23 protein-coding genes and 1 other annotated feature are annotated in these 22,592 nt (G+C 42.4%); all 23 genes read left to right on the plus strand.

Going from position 1 to position 22,592, the window contains the following annotated elements; genetic code table 11:
* Window positions 1-24 precede the first annotated feature (24 nt).
* The 23 genes from FKZ59_RS04135 to pyrR all read left to right on the plus strand — a co-directional run bounded on the left by FKZ59_RS04135 (window position 25) and on the right by pyrR (window position 22,582).
* Window positions 25-1,944, plus strand: a complete 1,920-nt coding sequence (locus FKZ59_RS04135) for a stage V sporulation protein D (RefSeq protein WP_141601481.1) — start codon at window positions 25-27, stop codon at window positions 1,942-1,944.
* A gap of 151 nt (window positions 1,945-2,095) precedes the next feature.
* A complete protein-coding gene (gene mraY, locus FKZ59_RS04140; RefSeq protein ID WP_141601482.1) occupies window positions 2,096-3,070 on the plus strand; it encodes a phospho-N-acetylmuramoyl-pentapeptide-transferase in 975 nt (324 codons plus the stop codon).
* Window positions 3,067-4,419 carry a UDP-N-acetylmuramoyl-L-alanine--D-glutamate ligase gene (murD, locus tag FKZ59_RS04145; RefSeq protein WP_141601483.1) on the plus strand — a complete coding sequence of 451 codons (1,353 nt, stop codon included), beginning with the start codon at window positions 3,067-3,069 and terminating at the stop codon, window positions 4,417-4,419. Before mraY ends, murD begins: the two co-directional genes overlap by 4 nt.
* A 40-nt stretch (window positions 4,420-4,459) precedes the next feature.
* Entirely contained in the window at window positions 4,460-5,548 is a 1,089-nt protein-coding gene (locus FKZ59_RS04150) for an FtsW/RodA/SpoVE family cell cycle protein (RefSeq protein ID WP_141601484.1), read from the plus strand.
* A 19-nt stretch (window positions 5,549-5,567) separates the two neighbouring features.
* Window positions 5,568-6,398 (plus strand): cell division protein FtsQ/DivIB, encoded by an 831-nt coding sequence (locus tag FKZ59_RS04155; RefSeq protein ID WP_141601485.1) that lies wholly within the window; start codon window positions 5,568-5,570, stop codon window positions 6,396-6,398.
* The gene (locus FKZ59_RS04160; protein ID WP_141601624.1) at window positions 6,379-7,086 is read left to right on the plus strand and encodes a DUF881 domain-containing protein; all 708 of its coding nucleotides are present in this window, start codon (window positions 6,379-6,381) and stop codon (window positions 7,084-7,086) included. The genes FKZ59_RS04155 and FKZ59_RS04160 overlap by 20 nt, the downstream gene beginning before the upstream one ends.
* Window positions 7,087-7,803, plus strand: a complete 717-nt coding sequence (locus FKZ59_RS04165; RefSeq protein WP_141601486.1) for a DUF881 domain-containing protein — start codon at window positions 7,087-7,089, stop codon at window positions 7,801-7,803.
* A 3-nt stretch (window positions 7,804-7,806) separates the two neighbouring features.
* Window positions 7,807-8,175, plus strand: coding sequence for a small basic family protein (locus tag FKZ59_RS04170; protein ID WP_141601487.1), 369 nt, complete (start codon window positions 7,807-7,809; stop codon window positions 8,173-8,175).
* A 106-nt stretch (window positions 8,176-8,281) separates the two neighbouring features.
* Window positions 8,282-9,571, plus strand: a complete 1,290-nt coding sequence (gene ftsA / locus FKZ59_RS04175) for a cell division protein FtsA (protein WP_141601488.1) — start codon at window positions 8,282-8,284, stop codon at window positions 9,569-9,571.
* Window positions 9,572-9,623: 52 nt separating this feature from the next.
* Complete coding sequence (gene ftsZ / locus FKZ59_RS04180) at window positions 9,624-10,775, plus strand: cell division protein FtsZ (protein WP_141601489.1); 1,152 nt, start codon at window positions 9,624-9,626, stop codon at window positions 10,773-10,775.
* 258 nt (window positions 10,776-11,033) lie between these two features.
* Window positions 11,034-11,861 carry a sigma-E processing peptidase SpoIIGA gene (locus tag FKZ59_RS04185; protein ID WP_141601490.1) on the plus strand — a complete coding sequence of 276 codons (828 nt, stop codon included), beginning with the start codon at window positions 11,034-11,036 and terminating at the stop codon, window positions 11,859-11,861.
* A gap of 21 nt (window positions 11,862-11,882) precedes the next feature.
* Window positions 11,883-12,590 carry an RNA polymerase sporulation sigma factor SigE gene (sigE, locus tag FKZ59_RS04190; protein WP_141601491.1) on the plus strand — a complete coding sequence of 236 codons (708 nt, stop codon included), beginning with the start codon at window positions 11,883-11,885 and terminating at the stop codon, window positions 12,588-12,590.
* A gap of 104 nt (window positions 12,591-12,694) precedes the next feature.
* Window positions 12,695-13,474 (plus strand): RNA polymerase sporulation sigma factor SigG, encoded by a 780-nt coding sequence (sigG, locus tag FKZ59_RS04195; RefSeq protein WP_141601625.1) that lies wholly within the window; start codon window positions 12,695-12,697, stop codon window positions 13,472-13,474.
* Window positions 13,475-13,707: 233 nt separating this feature from the next.
* Window positions 13,708-13,944 (plus strand): YlmC/YmxH family sporulation protein, encoded by a 237-nt coding sequence (locus FKZ59_RS04200; RefSeq protein ID WP_141601492.1) that lies wholly within the window; start codon window positions 13,708-13,710, stop codon window positions 13,942-13,944.
* An 86-nt stretch (window positions 13,945-14,030) separates the two neighbouring features.
* Complete coding sequence (locus FKZ59_RS04205; protein ID WP_141601493.1) at window positions 14,031-14,702, plus strand: YggS family pyridoxal phosphate-dependent enzyme; 672 nt, start codon at window positions 14,031-14,033, stop codon at window positions 14,700-14,702.
* An 11-nt stretch (window positions 14,703-14,713) separates the two neighbouring features.
* A complete protein-coding gene (locus FKZ59_RS04210; protein ID WP_141601494.1) occupies window positions 14,714-15,175 on the plus strand; it encodes a cell division protein SepF in 462 nt (153 codons plus the stop codon).
* A 25-nt stretch (window positions 15,176-15,200) separates the two neighbouring features.
* Window positions 15,201-15,458, plus strand: a complete 258-nt coding sequence (locus tag FKZ59_RS04215) for a YggT family protein (RefSeq protein ID WP_141601495.1) — start codon at window positions 15,201-15,203, stop codon at window positions 15,456-15,458.
* Between the two features lie 93 nt (window positions 15,459-15,551).
* Window positions 15,552-16,337 carry a YlmH family RNA-binding protein gene (locus FKZ59_RS04220; protein WP_141601496.1) on the plus strand — a complete coding sequence of 262 codons (786 nt, stop codon included), beginning with the start codon at window positions 15,552-15,554 and terminating at the stop codon, window positions 16,335-16,337.
* A gap of 83 nt (window positions 16,338-16,420) precedes the next feature.
* Window positions 16,421-16,975, plus strand: a complete 555-nt coding sequence (locus tag FKZ59_RS04225; protein ID WP_141601497.1) for a DivIVA domain-containing protein — start codon at window positions 16,421-16,423, stop codon at window positions 16,973-16,975.
* Between the two features lie 67 nt (window positions 16,976-17,042).
* Window positions 17,043-17,266 (plus strand) — a binding site (T-box leader).
* A 123-nt stretch (window positions 17,267-17,389) separates the two neighbouring features.
* Window positions 17,390-20,152: an isoleucine--tRNA ligase gene (gene ileS / locus FKZ59_RS04230; RefSeq protein WP_141601498.1), complete on the plus strand. Its 2,763-nt coding sequence runs from the start codon at window positions 17,390-17,392 to the stop codon at window positions 20,150-20,152.
* 179 nt (window positions 20,153-20,331) lie between these two features.
* Entirely contained in the window at window positions 20,332-20,811 is a 480-nt protein-coding gene (gene lspA, locus FKZ59_RS04235) for a signal peptidase II (RefSeq protein ID WP_141601626.1), read from the plus strand.
* Complete coding sequence (locus FKZ59_RS04240; RefSeq protein WP_141601499.1) at window positions 20,808-21,722, plus strand: RluA family pseudouridine synthase; 915 nt, start codon at window positions 20,808-20,810, stop codon at window positions 21,720-21,722. Before lspA ends, FKZ59_RS04240 begins: the two co-directional genes overlap by 4 nt.
* Before the next feature lie 314 nt (window positions 21,723-22,036).
* Window positions 22,037-22,582, plus strand: coding sequence for a bifunctional pyr operon transcriptional regulator/uracil phosphoribosyltransferase PyrR (gene pyrR, locus FKZ59_RS04245; RefSeq protein ID WP_141601500.1), 546 nt, complete (start codon window positions 22,037-22,039; stop codon window positions 22,580-22,582).
* Window positions 22,583-22,592: the final 10 nt, after the last annotated feature.

The following is a 22,592-nucleotide window of genomic DNA, read 5'->3' on the forward strand; positions in this document are numbered from 1 at the left end:
GTTAAAAATGAGGTGAGGTGTCGAATGAAGTGGATTTCGACCGTTTCGAAAAAACGGTTAAGGTTTGTGTTATACTGCTTTATTCTTTTTGTGGCAGCCACCATTATCCGGCTGTTTTATGTACAAGTGATCCAGCATGATCAATTGACGGAGCTTGCAAAAGAAAACTGGGATCGTGAAATTCCGTTCGCCTCGGAACGGGGGAAAATTGTTGACAGGAACGGAGAAGTGATTGTCACGAATAAATTGGCTCCGACCCTCTATTTTATGCCGGCCCAGAATGATAATATTGAACAGGCTGCGAAGCAGATTGCATCCGTCTTAAAAGTTGATGAAAAAAAACTATATGAAAAGATGAACTCAAAATCTTACCTAGTCAAACTTGCACCGGAAGGAAAAAACATTACGTATGAACAAGCCGTCCAGCTTCAAGCAATGAAAATTGACGGCCTCTATACCGGTGTGGATTATGTCCGGCATTACCCTTATGGAAATTTGCTGTCCCGTTTGCTGGGATTCACGGGCTACGATACCCAAGGCCTAGCAGGAATTGAATATCAATACGACAAGTATTTGACATCAAAAGACGCAGCAATCCGTTTGTATACGGATGCAAAAGGGAATGCATTGCCGCATGTAGATGATGAGTGGAGAGAAGGAAAACAGGGAGCGACGGTGCAATTAACGATCGATTTGGAAGTCCAGAAAGTGGTTGAACGTGAACTTTCTCAAGCAATGGAGAAATATAATGCGGAACAAGCATTGGCAATCGCCATGAATCCGAAAACGGGGGAAATATTGGCGCTTGCATCATTTCCAACCTACGATCCGAGCAATTATGAAGAAGCGAAACCGGAAATTTACAACCGCAATCTGCCTGTCTGGATGACATTTGAGCCCGGATCGACATTCAAAATCATCACCCTTGCCGCTGCCCTTGAGGAAGGGAAAGTGGATTTGGATAAAGAGACTTTTTATGATAAAGGGTATACCATCGTGGAAGATTCAAGGCTTCGATGCTGGAAACGCGAAGGGCATGGCCGGCAAACATTTTTGGAAGTGGTCGAAAATTCCTGCAACCCGGGCTTTATTGAACTTGGGCAACGGGTAGGGCCCGATAAACTGTTGCAATACATCAAAAATTTCGGATTTGGGGAACCGACAGGCTCCAACATTGCCGGTGAGGCGAGCGGCATCTTGTTTTCAAAAGAAGCTTTCGGACCTGTCGAGCATGCAACGACATCTTTCGGGCAAGGGATTGCCGTGACGCCGATTCAACAAGTCCAAGCAGTGTCTGCGGTGATCAACGGCGGGAAATTGTATAGGCCTTATGTCGTTTCGAAAATTGTTGATTCAGAAAACGGAAAAACAATCCTCGAAAACAAACCGGAGCTGAAGCGTACCGTTATCAGCGAGAAAACTTCCGAAAAAGTAAGGTATGCTTTGGAATCCGTCGTTGCAAATGGTTCAGGGCGCAATGCTTATCGGGATGGGCTTCGCATCGGAGGCAAGACAGGGACCGCCCAAAAGGCGGAAAATGGCCGCTACAAATCCGGCGAATATATTGTTTCTTTCATCGGCTTTGCACCAAGCAACGACCCGCAAATCGTCGTCTATGTGGCCATTGATAGTCCAAAAAGTTCGGTTGTATTTGGAAGCACCATTGCCGCCCCGATCGTCGGACAAATTATAGAAGACATCGCTCCGATCATCGGCCTAAAAGTCAATCGGGAAGGTCAGATGGAAAAGCAGTATCGCTGGGGCGATCCTGTGACAGAGCGGGTGCCGAATTTGGTGGGTATGAAAGTGGATGAAATTATGAAATTGCATTATCCTTTCCATATTGAAATGCACGGGAAAGGGGAAGTGGTAAAATCCCAATTGCCTGAGCCGGATAATTTATTGGAAGTTGACGGAACAATCCATCTTTATTTGGGGGATTGAACAATTGGGAAATAGTTCTTATATTTTGCCTCCTACGGTGATAAACTTATTTCCGTAGGAGCATTTTGGAATAAATTTCAGTTGGTGCCATGAATTTATTTGTGATATTGTAGAAAACAATTCAGAAAGAAGTTTTTGAGGGAGATTTAATATGTCTATCGAAACAACAATAACCATATTAGCAATATCCTTTCTTATTTCTGTGATATTGGGACCGATATTCATACCAATACTTCGTCGACTGAAATTTGGTCAAAGTATAAGGACTGAGGGTCCAAAATCGCATATGAAAAAAGCGGGAACCCCGACGATGGGGGGAGTCATTTTTCTGATTTCCATCATTGCCACCACAATCATCGCTGGGAAAATGTTTAATCTATTTACAACCCAATCCGTTGTGCTGCTGCTTGTATTGGTGGGATTCGGGGTGATTGGACTCCTGGATGACAGCATTAAAATCGTTTTAAAAAGAAACTTAGGATTGACTTCATTACAAAAATTAATCGGCCAAATCGTGATCTCCATATTGGCTTTTCTATTATTAAGGCTGGGGACTTTTGATACGTCCATCGCCATTCCTTTTACGGATTGGTCCATTGATTTGGGGATTCTATATGTAGCCTTTTTAATTTTTTGGCTTGTCGGTTTTTCCAATGCGGTCAATTTGACGGATGGCTTGGATGGCCTGGTAGCCGGCACAGCATCGATTGCGTTCAGCGCTTTCGGAGTGATTGCGCTGTTCAATGAACAGGCGGATGTGGCCGTCTTTACCTTTGCTGTGACCGGGGCCTTGCTGGGATTCCTGATCTTCAATGCAAATCCTGCAAAAGTTTTTATGGGGGATACGGGTTCTCTGGCGCTGGGAGGAGCATTGGGACTCGTTTCCATCATCGTCAAGGAAGAATTATTGCTGTTGCTTGTAGGACTTGTATTCGTCGTTGAAACATTATCCGTAATCCTTCAAGTCATCAGCTTTAAAACAAGAGGAAAACGCATTTTTAAAATGGCACCAATCCATCACCACTTTGAATTATCCGGCTGGTCGGAAAGAAAAGTGGTCGGTGTATTTTGGACAATGGCATTATTAGTAGCAATGATTGCTGTGATAGCGGAGGCATATTTATGATTCAAACAACAAAATTCCAACACAAAAAAGTACTGGTATTAGGATTGGCAAAAAGCGGGGTAGCGGCATCTTTGCTATTACATAAACTCGGCGCTTTTGTGACGGTGAATGACGCAAAACCTTTTGATGAAAATCCCGACGCCCAAGCTTTATTGAAAAAAGGGATTACTGTCATTTGCGGAAGACATCCGGAAGATTTATTGGATGAAGGATTTGAACTGGCCGTAAAAAATCCTGGCATTCCGTATACGAATCCGATTGTCAAAGATGCGCTTTCAAGAAATTTACCCGTCATAACAGAAATTGAATTGGCTTATTTAGTAAGCGAAGCCCCAATGATCGGGATTACCGGTACCAATGGGAAAACAACGACTACCACATTGATTTATGAAATGCTGAAAGAAGGAGGCCGACACCCGAGAATAGCCGGAAATATCGGAACAGTCGCATGCGGTGTCGCTGAAAAAGCCACAAAAGATGAAGTGATCGTAACGGAATTATCTTCGTTCCAATTGATGGGTATCGACCAATTCAGGCCCAAAATCGCGGTGCTGACCAATTTATACAATGCCCATTTAGACTACCATGGCACCTTTGAGGAATATGCAAAAGCAAAATTCGGCATCACAAAAAATCAGACTGAAGAAGACTATTTGATTTATAACGGTGACCAGGACGTCGTTGTCGAATGGGCGAGAAATTCCAAGGCAACCAAAATACCTTTCAGCATTCGGGGCCGTATGAAAGATGGAATCAGCGCCGATGAAACAACCATTTATTGGCAAGGTGAACCGTTTATTTCCAGAGACATTATTGCTTTGCCGGGCAAGCACAATCTGCAAAACATTTTGGCTGCGGTAGCCGTTTGCAATATCTATGGATGCGACCGCTTGGCGATGGAAAAGGTTTTAAAAACTTTCTCAGGTGTCCGCCACCGCACCCAATTTGTCCGCGAATGGAAAGGCAGAAAAATTTACAACGATTCAAAGGCTACCAATTGCCTGGCAACCAAGGTGGCGCTGGAGGCCTTTCAACAGCCGATCGTGTTAATTGCCGGAGGGCTTGACCGTGGACATTCCTTTGAAGAATTGCGGGATGCAATGAAAAATGTCAAAGCTGTCGTAGCGATGGGCGAGACGAAGCATCGCTTTATCGAATTTGCAAAATCCTGCAATGTGAAGAATTGCGAAATTGCCGAAAATATTGAGGATGCGGTTGAAAAGGCTGCCAAATTGTCTGAAAGCGGAGATGTCATTTTATTGTCACCGGCTTGTGCCAGCTGGGACCAATATAAAAGCTTTGAAGTCCGGGGAGATTTATTTATCGAGGCGGCAATGAAACTTTCTTAATCGACTTCATAAAATTAGAAGCAAAATATTTTAAGAAAGGATGCCTTCACTGAAATTTACGTATAAAAGGCTATTTATTCTTTCGGCTTTCATGCTTTCCGTTGTCGGTGTGATTTTCATTTATTCGGCGGGAACATATTGGAGTGCGGTTCATTACGAGGGAGAACTACCGTTTTACATTAAACAATCGGTTTATCTTCTCCTTGCACTCATTGTTTTTTTCATCGTCTCCAATATGCCGGTTTTTCACAAAGAGAAAACATGGGTCAGTTTATATATTTTTTCCCTTTTGCTTCTTGTGCTCGTATTAGTTCCGGGCATCGGTCTTGAACGAAACGGCTCCCGAAGCTGGATCGGCATCGGACCATTGACGGTTCAGCCTGCCGAATTGGTGAAAATTACGACACTGATGGTTTTAAGCTTTCTCTTAAGCAAAGTGCCCAGCGGTGAGCGGGTTGTTCGGCTTCAGCATTTTCTCATCATCATTATTCCAAGCGCTTTGATCATGCTGCAGCCGGATTTTGGCTCCGTGTTTATATTGGTTGTATCTTCCTTCATTTTGCTTTTCATTGCGAGATACCCAATTAAACTTTATGTGGCTTTCATTTTTCTTGGAGTAATTGGTTTAGTGGGGCTCATCGCCGCTGCTCCGTACCGCCTGAAACGCATCGAAGCATTTCTCGATCCTTGGCAGGATCCATTGGGCAGCGGTTTCCAGGCGGTGCAGTCCCTGATGGCAATCGGTCCTGCGGGGCTCCTCGGACACGGTTTTCAGCAAAGCCGGCAAAAGTTTTTGTATTTGCCTGAACCGCAAAACGATTTCATTTTTTCCATCATTTTGGAGGAAATCGGATTTTTGGGCGGATGTTTCATTATCCTGCTGTTTTGTTTGTTCATCTATTCCGGAATGGGTTTGGCATTGCAGGCGACGAGAAGTTCCGATTTTTTCGCCATCAGCTCCCTTGTGGCAATGATTGGCTTCCAGGCGGCGCTGAATATCGGGGTTGTCATCGGGCTCTTTCCGGTGACCGGGGTGACGTTGCCATTTATCAGCTATGGCGGCACTTCGCTGATGATACTCTGGTTTGTCGTTGGTGTGATCATATCAATATCGAATCGAACCGCTTAAATGGAAAGGGGGAGTAAAAATGGACAAAGTCATTGATATTGAAGAACGTATACCAACGCTGAAGAAGAAAAGGAGAAGGCGAACGAACATAAAGTTTGCCGTCATCATTTCCTTATTTGTTGGAACGTTATTTTTACTCCTTTATTTCCAATCCCCTTACAGCAATATTAAAAAAATTAAGGTGTCTGGAGCCGGTCTGGCAACGGAAGGTTATTACATAGAAAAATCCGGGCTTCAAAAAGGCGATTCCATGTGGGGATTCAAAACCTCGAAGGTTGAAAAGAAACTGAAGGAAGAATGGGTCAAAGATGTGAAAGTCAAGCGGAAATTGTTGACGGAAGTGGACATTGAGGTTGAAGAGTATCGGAAGGTCGCCTATATTTTTGAAAACAATCAGTTTTATCCGATATTAGAAAATGGAATAATCTATAAATCCTCCGAAACCATTCCCCCTATGGATGCCCCCATCTTTTTGGACTTTCAAGATGAGGAATTACGGGAAATGGTCCTAAAAGAATTGGCCAAACTGGATGAAGAAGTGCTGGCATTAATATCCCAAATTAATTTGGCTTCTACCGAAACGGACCCGTATGCCATAACGTTATATATGAATGATGGCTACGAGGTGCGGGCGGAAATCACTTCCCTTGCAGAGAAAATGAAATATTATCCGGCGATCGTTGCCCAGATTGAAAGCTCCGGAAAAAAAGAAAAAGGAATTATTGATATTGAAGTCGGATCCTATTTCAAACCTTATTCGGAAGAGTATAAAAACTTGAATAAGGACAAACAATCCGATAATGAACCGGTTGAACAGGATGTGGAAAATGATGGGCCGCCTTCAACATAAGCAGGGGAAAATCACGAGAAAACACTTTATTTCGCTTTTTGTTTGTATCGTTACAGGTTTCATTATCGGTTATTCATATAATTTGGCAAAAGATGACAAAACACTCCGTTCAAAGTTTTTGGAGCAAGAAGATTATTATCGTACGGAGCTTATTAATCAGCAAGAAAGAAATAAAGAATTGATGGATGAACTGAATGAACTGAAAGGCCAGATCCGGGAGCATGAACAGTCATTGACCGAACATGCGGAGGATTATAAGGAATTGGCCCAGGAGGCCGAAAAGTTAAGATTGATTCTCGGCGAGTTGCCGGCCCATGGGGAAGGAATCAAAGTCACATTGAAAGATGGGGATTATGATCCGAAATCGACGAATCCCAATGACTATATCGTGCATGAAAGCCACATTTTTATGGTCGTTAATGAATTAAAGATCTCCGGCGCGGAAGCCATCGCCATCAATGGGCACCGGTTGAAACCGAATTCTTATATTCATTGCAACGGCCCTGTGATAACCGTCGATGGAAAACAATATCCTGCTCCATTTGAAATTGAAGCAATCGGGAATTCCGAAACATTAATTTCCGCATTAAAAATTACTGGAGGAGTTTTTGATCAGTTGATCAACGACTCGATTGTCGTAACAATCCAGGCGGTTGACAATATCCAAATGGCAAAAGGGGGCAGGTAGGTGGAAAGAAATGTAGTCATACGGATCACGATCATTTCCTTTGTTGTGGGCTTTATGATTGCAGTCCAATATAACACCGTCAAAAAACCTGAATCCCGTGACACAAGAGATATTTGGGAAATACGCCATGAGCTCGCGGAAGAAAAAAGGCTGCATTCGGAACTATTAAATGAAATTGCCTCCCTAAAAAAAATAAAAGCGGAATATGAAGATGAAGACAGTGAAGAACAGGGGAAAGCTCTGCAATCGACTGTTGACGATCTGAGGAAAAGGGCCGGCCTTACAAAAGTGACAGGCCCCGGGGTTCATTTAAATATTCAACCGGCGGAAGAATTGATTCTCAGCGGCTATAAAGTGGAGCCGATACCTCCGGACCTTTTGATTCGCCTGGTAAATGAAATTTACCGTTATAACGGGTTATATATCGAAATAGATGGACAAAGGGTTGTTCATACAACAGCCATCCGGGATATCAATGGAAGGACGACGGTCAACAGCGTTCCGATCAGCAATTCCAATGTCGATATTTTGATTATTACCGAATCATTCGAACAAGCTGAAAAACTGTACAGCTATTTATATGCGTCCACTTTTCGGGATGATTTCTACATTGACAATTTGAAGTTGACCATTTATCCGGCCAGGGAAGATATCACGATTGGTGCCTATGACGGAGAATTCACGAATATGTATTTGCAGAAAGGTGAAGGGGATTAATATATGTGGTTGCCATTTTTAGGGTTGATTTTAGGGTTGGCTTTCGGGTTATTAACGGACATTCAAATACCTTCTGCATATGAAAACTATTTATCGATTGCCGTGCTTGCCGCGCTTGATACCATTGTCGGAGGAATCAGGGCCAATTTGCAGCAGGTTTATGACGATAAAGTATTCATCACAGGATTTTTCTTTAACATCGCATTGGCCATTGGACTGGCATTTTTGGGTGTCCATTTGGGAGTAGATTTGTATTTGGCTGCCATTTTTGCATTCGGGGTCAGACTTTTTCAAAATATTGCTATTATTCGACGAATTTTGATACAAAAGTGGGAAGACAGACATGTAAAAAAGGGTGAAAAAACTGTATAATAGCAGTACAATTTATTATGTATGATGTTATAGAAAAATTTACTTAGACATATATAATATTTTAAAATAGAATGAGTGGAGTAGCATTCGAAGGAGGTGCGGTGGAATGAATCATCAAAATATATATATTTCCCTCGATATCGGTTCATCTTCGATCAAAGTTCTAATCGGCGATGTAACCGATGGCCAGTTGCATGTGATTGGTGTGGGGAATGCAAAATCAAATGGGGTAAGAAAAGGTACGATTGTTGACATAGATGCAACTGTTCACTCGATCAAAAAAGCTGTAGAACAGGCAGAACGAATGACAGGCATAGAAGTTAGAGAAGTAGTTTTAGGAATACCCGCAAATCAAACGGTACTGCAGCCGGTAAAAGGCGTGGTTGCGGTAAACAGCGAAAATCGCGAAATCACAGATGAAGATTTAAATCGGGTATTTGAATCTGCCCAAGTGATGTCAATCCCACCGGAGCGAGAGCTTGTCAATATCATTCCAAAACAGTTTATTGTGGATAACCTCGATGAAATTAAAGATCCCCGCGGAATGATTGGTATACGACTGGAAATGGATGCAACGATGATTACCACTTCCCGCACATTATTGCATAATATCTTAAGATGCGTTGAACGGGCGGGGCTTGATATAAAAGAAATTTATTTGCAGCCTTTAGCTGCCGGATATTTTGCATTAACCGAAGACGAAAAAAACCAAGGTACTGCATTCATTGATATAGGCGGCGGTTCAACCACGATTGCCGTATTTGAAGATGGTCTGTTGACACACACCGGCGTTGTTCCTGTCGGCGGAGACCATATCACAAAAGATTTGTCGATCATACTAAAAACTCCGACAGAACAAGCCGAAAAAATAAAGAGAGAGTTTGGACATGCATTCTATGAAGTGGCTTCGGAAGACGAGATTTTTGAAGTGCCGGTTGTAGGGACAGATGCGACGGAAGAGTACAATCAAAAATTCATATCGGAAATCATCAGTTCACGTTTGGAAGAATTGTTTGAACTCGTTTTGGACGAATTGGCTCGAATGGGTGTTCGAGATTTGCCAGGCGGAATTGTCATTTCAGGTGGCGTTGCTTCATTGGAAGGGATTGCGCAACTTGCCCGCCAAGTGATGCAGACGCGGGTCAGAATTTATATACCTGATTATATTGGCGTTCGGGATCCCTCATATACAACCGCTGTCGGCTTAATCTGTTATGCCCATTTGGAAGATGAATTCTTCAAAAGAGATCCGGCTTCAGAAGCACCTGTTTATCAAACGGTAGGTTCTACTACTCCTCCTAAAAAACAATCTCATGTATCTGAAAAGGCTGAAAACGTCCAGAAAACGAGCGTTTTTAATAAAGCAAAGCGGCTATTTGATAAATTTTTTGAATAATGAAAAGAAAAAATCCAAAAAATCTTAGACTAGTGTGGCAGGAGGAGAAAGAATGTTAGAATTTGATACGAATATCGACCAACTCGCCAAAATCAAAGTTATTGGTGTTGGCGGTGGAGGAAATAATGCTGTCAACCGAATGATTGAACATGGACTTCAAGGTGTTGAATTTATTGCTGTCAATACAGATGCGCAAGCTTTGAATCTATCAAAAGCGGAAATAAAATTGCAAATTGGTAGTAAACTGACTCGTGGATTAGGTGCAGGGGCAAATCCTGAGATTGGTAAGAAGGCTGCCGAAGAAAGCAGAGAACAGATTGAAGAAGTGGTACGTGGAGCCGATATGGTGTTTGTCACTGCAGGCATGGGTGGAGGAACTGGAACAGGTGCCGCACCAATCATCTCTCAAATTGCAAAAGATATGGGAGCACTGACTGTTGGTGTTGTTACACGGCCGTTTTCCTTTGAAGGGAAAAAGAGGCAAACACAAGCAATCAGTGGAATTGCTGCAATGAAAGAAGCAGTGGATACACTGATTGTCATTCCGAACGATAAACTATTGCAAATTGTTGATAAAAACACTCCGATGCTTGAAGCTTTCCGTGAAGCGGATAATGTATTGCGCCAAGGTGTACAAGGGATTTCCGACTTGATTGCAACGCCAGGACTCATCAACTTGGACTTCGCCGACGTGAAAACCATCATGTCCAATAAAGGCTCTGCTTTGATGGGAATCGGTATTGCTTCAGGCGAAAATCGCGCAACAGAGGCTGCAAAAAAAGCGATTTCCAGCCCGCTTCTTGAAACTTCCATCGATGGCGCAAAAGGCGTGATTATGAACATTACAGGCGGAACAAACTTGAGCCTGTTTGAAGTGCAAGAAGCAGCGGATATCGTAGCATCCGCTTCGGATGAAGAAGTGAATATGATTTTTGGATCCGTCATCAATGAAAACTTGAATGATGAAATCATCGTAACAGTGATTGCAACTGGCTTTGACGACGCTGCACCTCAAAGCGCTCAAAGTGTCCGGCCATCTTTAAATGTGCGCAATTCCCAAGGAAACAACGGCCAAAGCCAGCAACCCGCTCCGGTGCGCGAACGCACGATTGAGCCGCAACAACCGGAATATTCCCGCAGTCAGCAGGAAGATATTTTAGATATACCGACATTCTTGAGAAATCGTCGCAATCGGAACCAATAATATTATAAAGTTTTTTGGAAATATTGTTACAAAAAAATAAAAAAATCGACATTTAATTCAAATAAGTTTTTCCATATCCGGCAAATATAGTAAGGGAACTATCTGGAAATAAAGAAAATATTTCTGGATAGTCCTTTTTTTTATGCATATTTTCCCGTTCTATGAAATATTTTGTCAATAAAAACTCCCGTTTCGTTACGACGTTTTGACATTTTCCACATGCCGGCAGTGTTAATCTATCAATAGGAGGACGCTAAAATGATTGGAGAATTACTCGTACTATACAATACGTTATTTAATTACTTTTTATTAAAATTTACGAAAGAAATAACGGGATTGTATGTAAAGAAGCGAAGGTTGGTTTTCAGTGCATTCGTTAGCGGCCTCGTGTCATCGGTTCTTTATCAATCATTTGCCGGAGCTGTTCTAAGTTTTGTTCTTTTAATTGGACTCGCATTCTCCTTTCGGGTTCAAACATTGTTGAAACAAGGAACAGTGCTTTTGATTGCCACCTTTTTTATTGGCGGGTTGCTCACCAGTTTATTGCCCTTTTTGCTCCGCCAATCCGATCTCATTTTTTTTATCTTTTGTTTAAGCATTGCGGTTCTCAGTTTGACTTTCATTCATTCGAAATGGAGAAATATGGTGAAGGAAAAGCTCCAACAATCTTTTCTTGTGGACTGTGAATTGGAGCTCTTTCAACAAACCTTCTCGTTGAAAGGATTCATTGACACTGGAAATGAATGTGTGGAACCGATCAGCGGCAAGCCGGTGCATTTTTTATCGTACCGGGCAGTGGAGGAAAAGCTGCCGGAAGAACTCAAAAAAGGATTGCTTACCTGGGACGACAACAATCCTTATCAACTCACAATGTTTCCTTCCTTTATGTACCCTAGGATCAGAGTATTGACATTGTCAACGGTACAAAAAGAAACGTCCAATGCGTTAGCCTTTCGATTTGACCGTCTGGTTCTTTACGGAAACATAAAGAAGGAAATATTGGATGAATACGTGGTGTTTACAAGGCACGATGCCCGCTTTCCGCAGAATGCACAGATGATACTCCACATTTTAGCGTTGAACTAATTCAAAAAAGGGGGAGAATGGTTGTTTGAAAGATTAAAAGAACTGCTTTTAAAAATATTTAGTAAGTTTCGCACCAAAAAAACATACTATATAGGAGGTCATGATTCCTTGCCGGTACCATTGTCTAGAGAAGAAGAAATGTCAGTAATTGAAGCTTTTATGAACGGTGATATGAAAGCACGGGACACATTAATTGAGAGAAACTTGCGCCTTGTTGTATACATTGCAAGACGTTTCGATAATACAGGGACACCGATTGAAGATTTGATCAGTATTGGATCTATCGGACTGATCAAAGCAATTGAAACCTACAATAAAGAAAAGAATATTAAGCTCGCCACATACGCCTCCCGTTGCATCGAAAATGAAATTTTAATGTATTTGAGAAAGACAAGTCGTATGAAGAGCGAAGTTTCATTGGATGAGCCGCTGAATTCCGATCCGGATGGCAACGAACTGCTATTATCCGATATTTTGGGCACAGATGAAGAAATTATTATGAATGATGTAGAGAAAAAAATTGAGCGTGCGTCGATGTTTGAAGCGATCAACGGATTAAGCGAGAGAGAAAGATATATCATGGAATGCCGTTTCGGTTTAAACGGCAAAAAAGAAATGACGCAAAAAGAAGTGGCGGACCATTTGGGAATTTCGCAATCATACATTTCAAGATTGGAAAAGAAAATTATTTCCGAGTTGAGAGAATCCTTGAACCAGCCGATTTCTTAGCGAATTGGATGAAATTGGACGCCAAACGCACGCATATTCTTTTCCTTTTCGGACAAACTTAAAAAACAATCCAAGAGATAAAATGTCTGGAGGAAAAGAAGATGGTGCGTACAAAAGTCGAGCTTTGCGGCGTTGATACGGCATCCTTGCCGGTATTGTCACATGAAGAAATGAGAGAACTGTTTGTACGGCTAAAAAACGGAGAAACATCGGTAAGAGAGCAACTGGTCATTTGCAATTTAAGATTGGTGTTGAGCATCGTGGGCAGATTCGCTCATCGGGGGGAACAAGCGGACGACTTATTCCAGGTCGGATGCATCGGTTTATTAAAAGCCATCGACCATTTTGATTTGAAGCATAATGTCAGATTCTCAACCTATGCGGTACCGATGATTATCGGTGAAATCCGCAGACACTTGAGGGACCATCATGCCCTTCGTGTCTCAAGATCTTTGAGGGATATTGCCTATAAAGCAATGCAGGCAAAAGAAAAATTCATATCGGAAAATCTGCATGAGCCGACCATTGAACAAATAGCAGAAATGATCGACATGAAAAAAGAAGACGTACTTTATGCGCTGGATGCGATTCAAGATCCGCTTTCCCTTCAAGAACCAATTTATTCCGATGGCGGAGATGCCGTATATATAATGGATCAATTGAGAGATGAAGCTGTTTCGGAAGAGCAATGGGTTGCGTATGTGAGTGTAAAGGAGAGCATTCAAAAGCTGGATGAACGGCAACAGCTGATTCTTGCCAAGCGGTTTTACTACGGCGAAACCCAAACAGAAATTGCGAAATCTCTCGGCATATCCCAAGCCCAAATTTCCAGACTCGAGAAAAATGCAATCGAGACGATGCAGAAAGATTATAAATTCGGTTAATGTCAGCCCTTTTGCAATTCGACGCACTTTTTATAAGTGCGTTTTTATTTTTTCGAAATATACGAAATCATATTATATTTGATTTGCGGTCAAACATCGTATTGAAACATAAAATAAAATGAGATAGGTCTTCAACCGATATAATGAATGGGAGCATCTCTTCCAAAAAAAGCGTTTCGTTCCTTCCACCAATTGAATTTCTGCAAGTAAAGTCATTTTCGAAAGGAGATTCAATGAAATTTTCAGAAGTGCAGCAAAAGGAAATTATTGAGGCGGGAAGCGGCCGTTTTATCGGATACATCATCGATGCGGAAGTATGCGAACAAACCGGCATGATTACAGCTTTTCTTGTAGCGCAACCGAAAAAATTTCTGAATATTTTTCACGGGGATGAACCTGTACAGAAAGTGCTGATCAGCGACATTTTGGTGATCGGGAAAGATGTAATTTTGGTGAAAGGGGTCTGTTAGTTTCTCTATTTCATTGAAAAATAAAGAGTTGATTGTTAAAATGAATTAAAATGAAAGAAACTATTGTTGTAAAGTTGGGATCAGGAATGGCAAGTATTCGTGAAAATCTGGAAGTAATACAGCAAAAAATAGATGAAGCGAAAGCTAGAGCGAACAGAGAAGATGATCATATACAAATTGTTGCAGTCACCAAACAAGTTTCGGTTGAACGGGCGATGGAAGCGATAGATGCGGGCATTCACCATCTCGGCGAAAACCGCCCGGAAGGCTTGCTTGAGAAAAAAGCGGCAATTGGCGACAAAGCGGTTTGGCATTTTATCGGAACATTGCAATCAAGAAAAGTAAAAAAAGTGATTAATGAGATTGATTATTTGCATTCGCTGGATCGCATGAGCTTGGCGGAAGAAATCGAAAAACGGGCATTAAAACCGGTAAAATGCTTTGTTGAGGTAAATATTTCAGGAGAAGAATCAAAACATGGCCTAAGCAAAGAAGAAGCCATCCCTTTCATTCAATCTTTGGAAAAGTTCACGAAAATCCAGGTGGTCGGTTTGATGACGATGGCACCTTATACCGATGACAAAGAACTGATCAGAAAAGTATTCCGGGGTTTAAAAGAATTGCAGCAAGAAGTGATAAAGTTGAATTTGCCGTATGCACCTTGTACAGAACTTTCGATGGGTATGTCCAACGATTATGAAATTGCGATTGAAGAAGGCGCCACATTTATCCGAATCGGAACAGCTCTTGTTGGATAGGAGGGATAAAGATGGGCATGTTCAGCAAATTCAAAAACTTCTTTTATTTAGATGACGAAGAAGATCAAGAAATTCATCCATCCCAGAGTGAGCAACCGGTCGCATTACCGCAAGAGACTGTCACAAAGAAAACGAAAAAAATTGTCAATAGCCATGGCGAAGAAAAGACGTTAAGCGTCATCAATATCCAGTCGGCCAATTCATTGAAAAATACAAAAGTGATGATTGTCGAACCAAGAGTGTATGCAGAAGCGCAAGATATTTCCGAGCACTTAAAAAATAAACGGGCCGTCATCGTTAACCTCCAGCGGATTGACCGTGAGGCAGGATTGCGCATCATTGATTTTTTAAGCGGCACTGTATATGCTTTAGGTGGAGATATTCAACGCATCGGGGATAATATTTTCTTATGCACACCGGATAATGTAGAAGTGCAAGGTGAAATTTCCAATTATTTTTACGACGATATTTAAACGAAAGAGGTAATAGGGATTCAATATGATTACAGAAATTATTTCCTTCGGATTTCGAATTTACACACTAATGATTATTATTTACATCTTAATGTCCTGGGTGCCAGCAACCAGAGAAACGGCATTTGGACAATTTTTAGAAAAACTTTGCGAACCTTATTTAGGTTTTTTCAGAAGATTCATCCCGCCTATCGGAATGATTGATTTTTCGCCGATTATCGCATTGATTGCATTATCGTTTATCGAGCGGGGAGTTTATTATTTACTGAGCTTTCTTTTTTAGCGATGGGTGCGGCTCAAAATCGAGTCACATCCATTTTATATGATGTTCCAATTTTTCTTAATTATTTATTGTTTTGACTGTGAGAGTGACAACATGCAGAATATTTTGCAGCATTTTCATAAAGATGAGCGCCCTTTTGTTGAAAGGGTCATCGAATGGAGAAAAGAAGTGGAAGACCGTTACGCTCCTAAATTGACCGCTTTTTTAGACCCAAGAGAGCAATTTATTGTCCAATCCATCATTGGAAGCAGAGATGAGATTTGCGCATTCAGCGAAGGGATTTTTGAGGAAGCGGAGAGGAAAAGAGTATTCATTACGCCATCCTATTTTATTCCTTCTATTAGTGATTACGATATTTCCGTTTTACAATTAACATACCCCTCAAAATTTGTTGCATTGAAGCATCCCGATGTATTGGGGGCTTTGCTTTCCCTGGGAATCGACTGGAAACATTTTGGAGATATTAGAATACAAGAAGATATCATCCAATTTGCATGCACGAAAGAAATCGCCCGTTATGTGAAAGTGAATTTAGAAAAAGTGGGGAAGGTGTCTGTCCGCATAGATGAAGTGGAGAACCTTGATCATCTGCTCCCTCCGCAAGAGGAGTGGTCCGAGAAATATTTAACCGTTTCTTCCATGCGATTGGATGCGGTATTATCAAGCGGTTTGAATATTTCCAGGCAAAAGGCCCAAAGCCTTATTCGCGGAAGCAAAGTGAAAGTCAATTTTGCCCTTTGTGAAGAACCTTCCTCCGATTTGAAAATGGGGGATATGATTTCCTGCCGGGGATTTGGACGCTTCAAAATTACAGGCATCGAAGGCCGAACGAAGAAAGGCAAGATCCGTCTGGCAATCAGCCAGATCAAGAGAAAGTAAATTGTTTAAAAATTTACTGTCAAGGGATAAATTGAACGGTATAATAAAAATATGTCCACATTTTCGTAAAAGGAGTGCAAAATATGCCACTATCACCTCTCGACATACATAATAAGGAGTTTACCAAAGTATTCCGCGGTTATGCGGAAGACGAGGTCAATGAATTTTTGGATCAGATTATTAAAGACTACGAGCTTCTGCTTCGCGAGAAAAAAGAACTAGAGGAAAAAGTAAAACAGATGACGGAACAAATGGAGCATTATAATACGTTGGAAGACACGCTTCAAAAATCGATCGTTGTCGCTCAGGAAGCCGCGGAAGAAGTGCGCCGGAATGCACAGCAAGAAGCCAAGCTCATCATTAAGGAAGCGGAAAAAAATGCGGACCGGATTGTCAATGAAGCTTTGGCCAAAGCACGTAAAATAACGATTGAGATTGATGCATTAAAAAAACAATCCAAAGTTTTCCGCAATCGTTTCAAAATGTTGGTAGAAGCCCAGTTGGACTTGCTGAATTCCGATGACTGGGATCACTTAATGGAATATGATATTGGTTTGACGGAAATCCAGGAACAATTTAATAGAGATGATGACGAGGATTTCCTAAAAAAGAGCGCCACTGAGGAAGAAAAATTTTAACAATTTTCTAACTACTTGACTCTCTGCCATGATTTTCATATACTGATACACAGAAATTTAAACAAGGTGACAGGTGTTGACGGAGAAAGTATTTTTTGCTTGCGGCAATATAGCGATTCGGGGAAGGTGGAAGCCCGGACAAGCAGCAAAAAAGAAAATCACTCCTGAGCCAAATCACTGAAATGCAAGTAAGTGATTTCGTTCACACGACGTTACAGTGTCTAGAGGCAGCGTCATTTCCGGCGCTGTGAATTAGGGTGGTACCACGGGCAAATGTTTCTCGTCCCTTCAGGGATTGAGAAACTTTTTTTATTTTACCGCCGGTACAAAGGTTTTCTTTTTTGCTGAATAAGTGTGGATATAAGGCCTAATCAATGATGATAGCTGCAAAAATTTTTTGAAGGAGGAAATGCAATGGTAGAGTATAAGGATACGTTATTAATGCCGAAAACCGATTTTCCGATGCGCGGAAATCTTCCGGTGAACGAACCAAAAATCCAAGCGAAATGGGAAGAAATGGATATTGATAAATTGGTCAATGAACGTACAAAAGGCCGTCCGGAATTTGTTTTGCATGACGGACCTCCGTATGCGAACGGAGATATTCATATCGGACATGCATTAAATAAAATTTTGAAAGATATCATCAACCGTCATCGTTCGATGACCGGCTACCATGTTCCTTACGTTCCGGGCTGGGATACCCATGGACTTCCAATCGAACATGCATTGACGAAAAAAGGGGTCAACCGCAAAGAAATGTCGGTTGCGGAATTCCGGAAACTTTGTGAAGAGTATGCTTATGAACAAATTGAAAGACAAAAAGCCCAATTTAAGCGTTTAGGGGTCCGTGGAGATTGGAAAAACCCTTACATTACATTAACTCCAGAATTTGAGGCGCGGCAAATCGAAGTGTTTGGCCGCATGGCGGAAAAAGGATATATTTACAAAGGATTAAAACCTGTTTATTGGTCTCCGTCATCCGAGTCCGCATTGGCAGAAGCGGAAATCGAATATAAAGATGTAAAGTCGCCGTCCATTTATGTAAGCTTTGAAATCAAAGATGCAAAAGGTGTAGTACCTGAAAATGCAAAATTCATCATTTGGACGACTACTCCTTGGACGATTCCGGCGAACTTGGGGATTTCCGTCAACCCTGAATTTACGTATGCGGTTGTAAAAGTGGATGACAATTTGTATATCATCGCAAAAGAATTGATCGATAATGTTTCAAAAGAAATTGGCTGGGAAAATGTTGAAATTGTGCAAGAAGTGAAAGGACAACAGTTGGAATACATTGTGGCGAAACATCCGTTCTATGACCGCGATTCTTTGGTAATGGTCGGGGAACACGTAACATTGGATGCTGGTACCGGATGCGTTCACACGGCACCTGGCCATGGGGAAGACGACTATATCGTCGGAAAAAAATACGGTTTGGATGTATTGAGCCCAATCGATGACCGCGGCTGCTATACGAGCGAAGCGCCTGGATTCGAAGGCATGTTCTATGATGATGCCAACAAAGTGGTGACTGAAAAATTGAAAGAAGTGGGGGCTTTATTAAAATTAGGATTCATCACTCACTCCTATCCGCATGACTGGCGTACGAAAAAACCTGTCATTTTCCGCGCAACGCCGCAATGGTTCTGTTCGATTGAACCGTTCCGCGCCCAATTGCTGGAAGCGATTGAAAATACGGAATTTACGCCAAGCTGGGGTAAAATCCGCCTTTATAACATGATCCGCGACCGCGGCGACTGGTGTATTTCCCGCCAACGCGCCTGGGGCGTGCCGATTCCGGTATTCTACGCGGAAAATGGAGAAGAAATCATTACACCGGAAACGATCCGCCATGTGGCAAAATTATTCCGCGAACACGGCTCAAACATCTGGTTCGAAAAAGAAGCGAAAGATTTATTGCCTGAAGGCTTTACTCATCCGGGAAGTCCAAATGGCAAATTCACAAAAGAAAAAGACATCATGGATGTCTGGTTCGACTCCGGATCCACTCACCAAGGCGTGCTTGTTGAACGCGGCATGAAATATCCTGCCGACCTTTATTTGGAAGGTTCCGACCAATACCGCGGATGGTTTAACTCATCATTGATCACTTCCGTTGCAATCAACGGATTTGCTCCATATAAGGGCATCTTGTCCCACGGCTTCGTTCTTGATGGGGAAGGCCGTAAAATGAGTAAGTCCCTTGGAAACGTCATCGCTCCGGAACAAGTCATGAAACAATACGGCGCGGACATTCTCCGTTTGTGGGTTGCATCCGTTGACTACACAGGCGATGTTCGCATTTCGATGGATTTATTGAAGCAAATTTCGGAAGTATATCGTAAAATCCGAAATACGCTTCGTTATTTGCACGGAAATTTATTTGATTTTGATCCGAAAAAAGACCGCGTGCCTTATGACGAGTTGCGTGAAGTGGATCAATACATGTACATGCGTTTGCAGGAAGTATTGAAACAAGTGCGTGCCGCATATGACCGATATGATTTCTCTGCCGTATATCACGCCATCAACAATTTTGTATCGGTTGAATTGTCCGCATTCTATCTGGATGTGGCGAAAGATGTGGTATATATCGAGGCGCCAAATGATCCTGCCCGCCGTGCGATGCAGACGGTCATGTACGATTGCCTGCTCACTCTGCTCAAAATCTTGACGCCGATTCTTCCGCATACGACAGATGAATTGTGGTCTTACTTGAACGAAGAAGAACCTTCTGTTCAATTGACAGACTTCCCGGAAGTGGATGAGCGGAGCAATTTCAAAGAATTGAAAGAAAAATGGGGCAAAGTGATGGCCATTCGCGATGAAGTATTGAAAGCCCTTGAAGAAGCGCGGAATGAAAAAGTCATCGGAAAACCATTGGACGCAAAAGTTGTTGTTTATGCGGATGATGAAGAAGTGCTTTCATTGTTGAACGATGACAAAGTGGACTTTAAACAAATCTCCCTCGTGTCTCAATTTGAGGTGCACGGAAGCCGGAAAGATGCTCCGGAAAATGCGATCGCTCTTGAAAAAACATCCATCGTTGTTGCAAAAGCCGATGGGGAAAAATGTGAACGCTGCTGGTCTTATTCTGAAACGGTCGGCCAAAATGAAAAACATCCGACATTGTGCGCCCGTTGCGCCGATATTGTCATCCATCATTACGAATAATCTGTCCCGCCCTTGGATTCGCCAGTGTTCAAGGGCGGTTTTTCGTTTAGAAACGGAAGGGCGAATGCCAAAAAAGATGTTGTATGCATCGCGCAAGATTATTTGAGCTGTATTGATGGATGGGATATGCTAGAATAATGAGGATATATAGGCAAAACGGGGGAAAGATTGTGGTTAATATTATAAAATACTATAGTGTATCACTTTTCATTATCATTCTCGATCAATTGACGAAATGGTTTGTTGTACACAATATGGAAGTAGGAGACCGGATTTCCGTATGGGATCCGTGGTTTGGCATTTTAAGCCACCGCAACCGTGGAGCGGCATGGGGCATGCTTCAAGGGCAAATGTGGGTTTTCTATATTGTGACTATCATCGTGGTTGGTGCGGTGATCTATTATTTTCATAAAGAAGGAAAAAACAGGCCTTTCCTTGGAATCAGTCTGATGGTTTTGTTGGGAGGGGCGATCGGCAATTTCATCGATCGGGTTTTCCGCGGAGAAGTGGTCGATTTTATCGATGTGTTGATTCCGATCATCAACTATGATTTCCCTATTTTCAATGTTGCGGACGCGGCATTGACCATTTCAGTGGTCATGTTGATTTTTGCGTTTCTTAGGGAAGAACAAAAAGAACAGGAAAAGGTGAAACAATGACAGTTGTATCCATCACAATTGACGCAGAACATGCGGGGGAGCGGCTGGACAAAGCTTTGTCAAGCATACAAAAAGATTGGTCCCGGACGCAAATCGCCAATTGGATAGATGAAGGTCTTGTCACGGTGAACGGCAAGGAAGTGAAGGCAAAATATAAAGTAAAAGAAGGGGATACCGTCGAAGTGGATGTTCCTGAACCGGAAGAACTTGAAGTTTTGCCGGAAAAACTTGATCTGGATATCGTATATGAAGATACGGATGTCCTTGTCGTGAACAAGCCAAGAGGAATGGTGGTGCACCCTGCTCCGGGGCATACGACCGGAACATTGGTGAATGGATTATTGTATCATTGCAAAGATTTATCCGGCATTAACGGAGTCCTTCGCCCCGGGATTGTCCACCGCATTGATAAAGATACTTCCGGTTTGCTGGTAGTGGCCAAAAACGACCAGGCCCATAAGGCTCTCGCGGAACAATTATCAACTAAAACGGTTAAAAGAAAATATATTGCGCTAGTGCATGGACATATCCCGCATAATAAGGGCACGATTGACGCCCCGATCGGCCGGGATCCGAAAGACCGTCAAAAGCAGGCGATAGTGGACAATGGAAAAGAGGCGATCACCCATTTCCGGGTGCTGGAACGGATTGGCGGGAAATATACTTTGGTGGAGTGCCAATTGGAAACGGGGCGCACCCATCAGATCCGGGTCCATATGAAATATATCGGCTATCCATTGGTAGGGGATCCGAAATATGGCCCCAAAAAAACGATAGATTTTGGCGGACAGGCTCTCCATGCAGGTGTCTTAGGTTTCAAACATCCACGGACAAAGGAATATATGGAATTCGAAGTGCCTTTGCCGGCAGATTTTGTGAACTTACTTGAACAATTAAGAAAAGAAGGTTGACTTGAAAGGTAATTAGTTCTATACTTTAGGACAGTGAAAATTGAATAGGGAATACCTTTAATGGCAGTCCAGAGAGGCTGAAAAGGTAAAAAGATGTTGGTATTTTGGCGATGGGCGATCGCCCTAAATGAGTATGACCTTTGTCGGATTGTACGGCCAAACAATAGGGGAAATTGTCTCTTTCACAGATTAAGGGGCGGTTTATGCGAAATTGTTATACCAACATACTATTTTACTGTAATTTCAACCTCTTAAGCTGACGCTTAGGAGGTTTTTTTGTGCGGTCGAAAAAAATATAAAGGAGGAATGAGCGGATGAGCCAAGCGAGGGAATTGTTGGATGCCCAGGCAATGAACCGTGCGCTGACAAGAATTGCCCACGAAATTATCGAACGCAATAAAGGCATCGATCAAGTGATTCTGGTGGGCATCAAAACACGCGGCGCTTACCTTGCCAGAAGGCTGGCCGAAAAAATCGAAAAAATCGAAGGCAAAAAAGTCCGTACTGGCGAGCTGGATATTACATTGTACCGCGACGATTTATCCACGAAGTTCGAAGAGGACGAGCCGAAAGTGCAGCAAGTGGATATTGATTACGTCGTAAAAGATCAAAAAATTGTCCTTGTGGACGATGTGCTGTACACAGGAAGAACGGTGCGGGCAGCTTTGGACGCGGTAATGGATTTGGGAAGACCTGCCCAAATTCAATTGGCCGTATTAATCGATCGGGGACATAGAGAATTGCCGATTCGCGCAGATTATGTAGGAAAGAACATTCCGACGTCCAGTTCCGAAAGAATCGTCGTTCACGTAACAGAAGTCGACGGAGAGGACCGGGTCACTTTGCACAAAATGAACTAATACAGATTGA

Origin of the sequence: Ureibacillus terrenus, assembly GCF_006569205.1 — a bacterium.
In the GTDB taxonomy this organism is placed as follows: Bacteria; Bacillota; Bacilli; order Bacillales_A; family Planococcaceae; genus Ureibacillus; species Ureibacillus terrenus.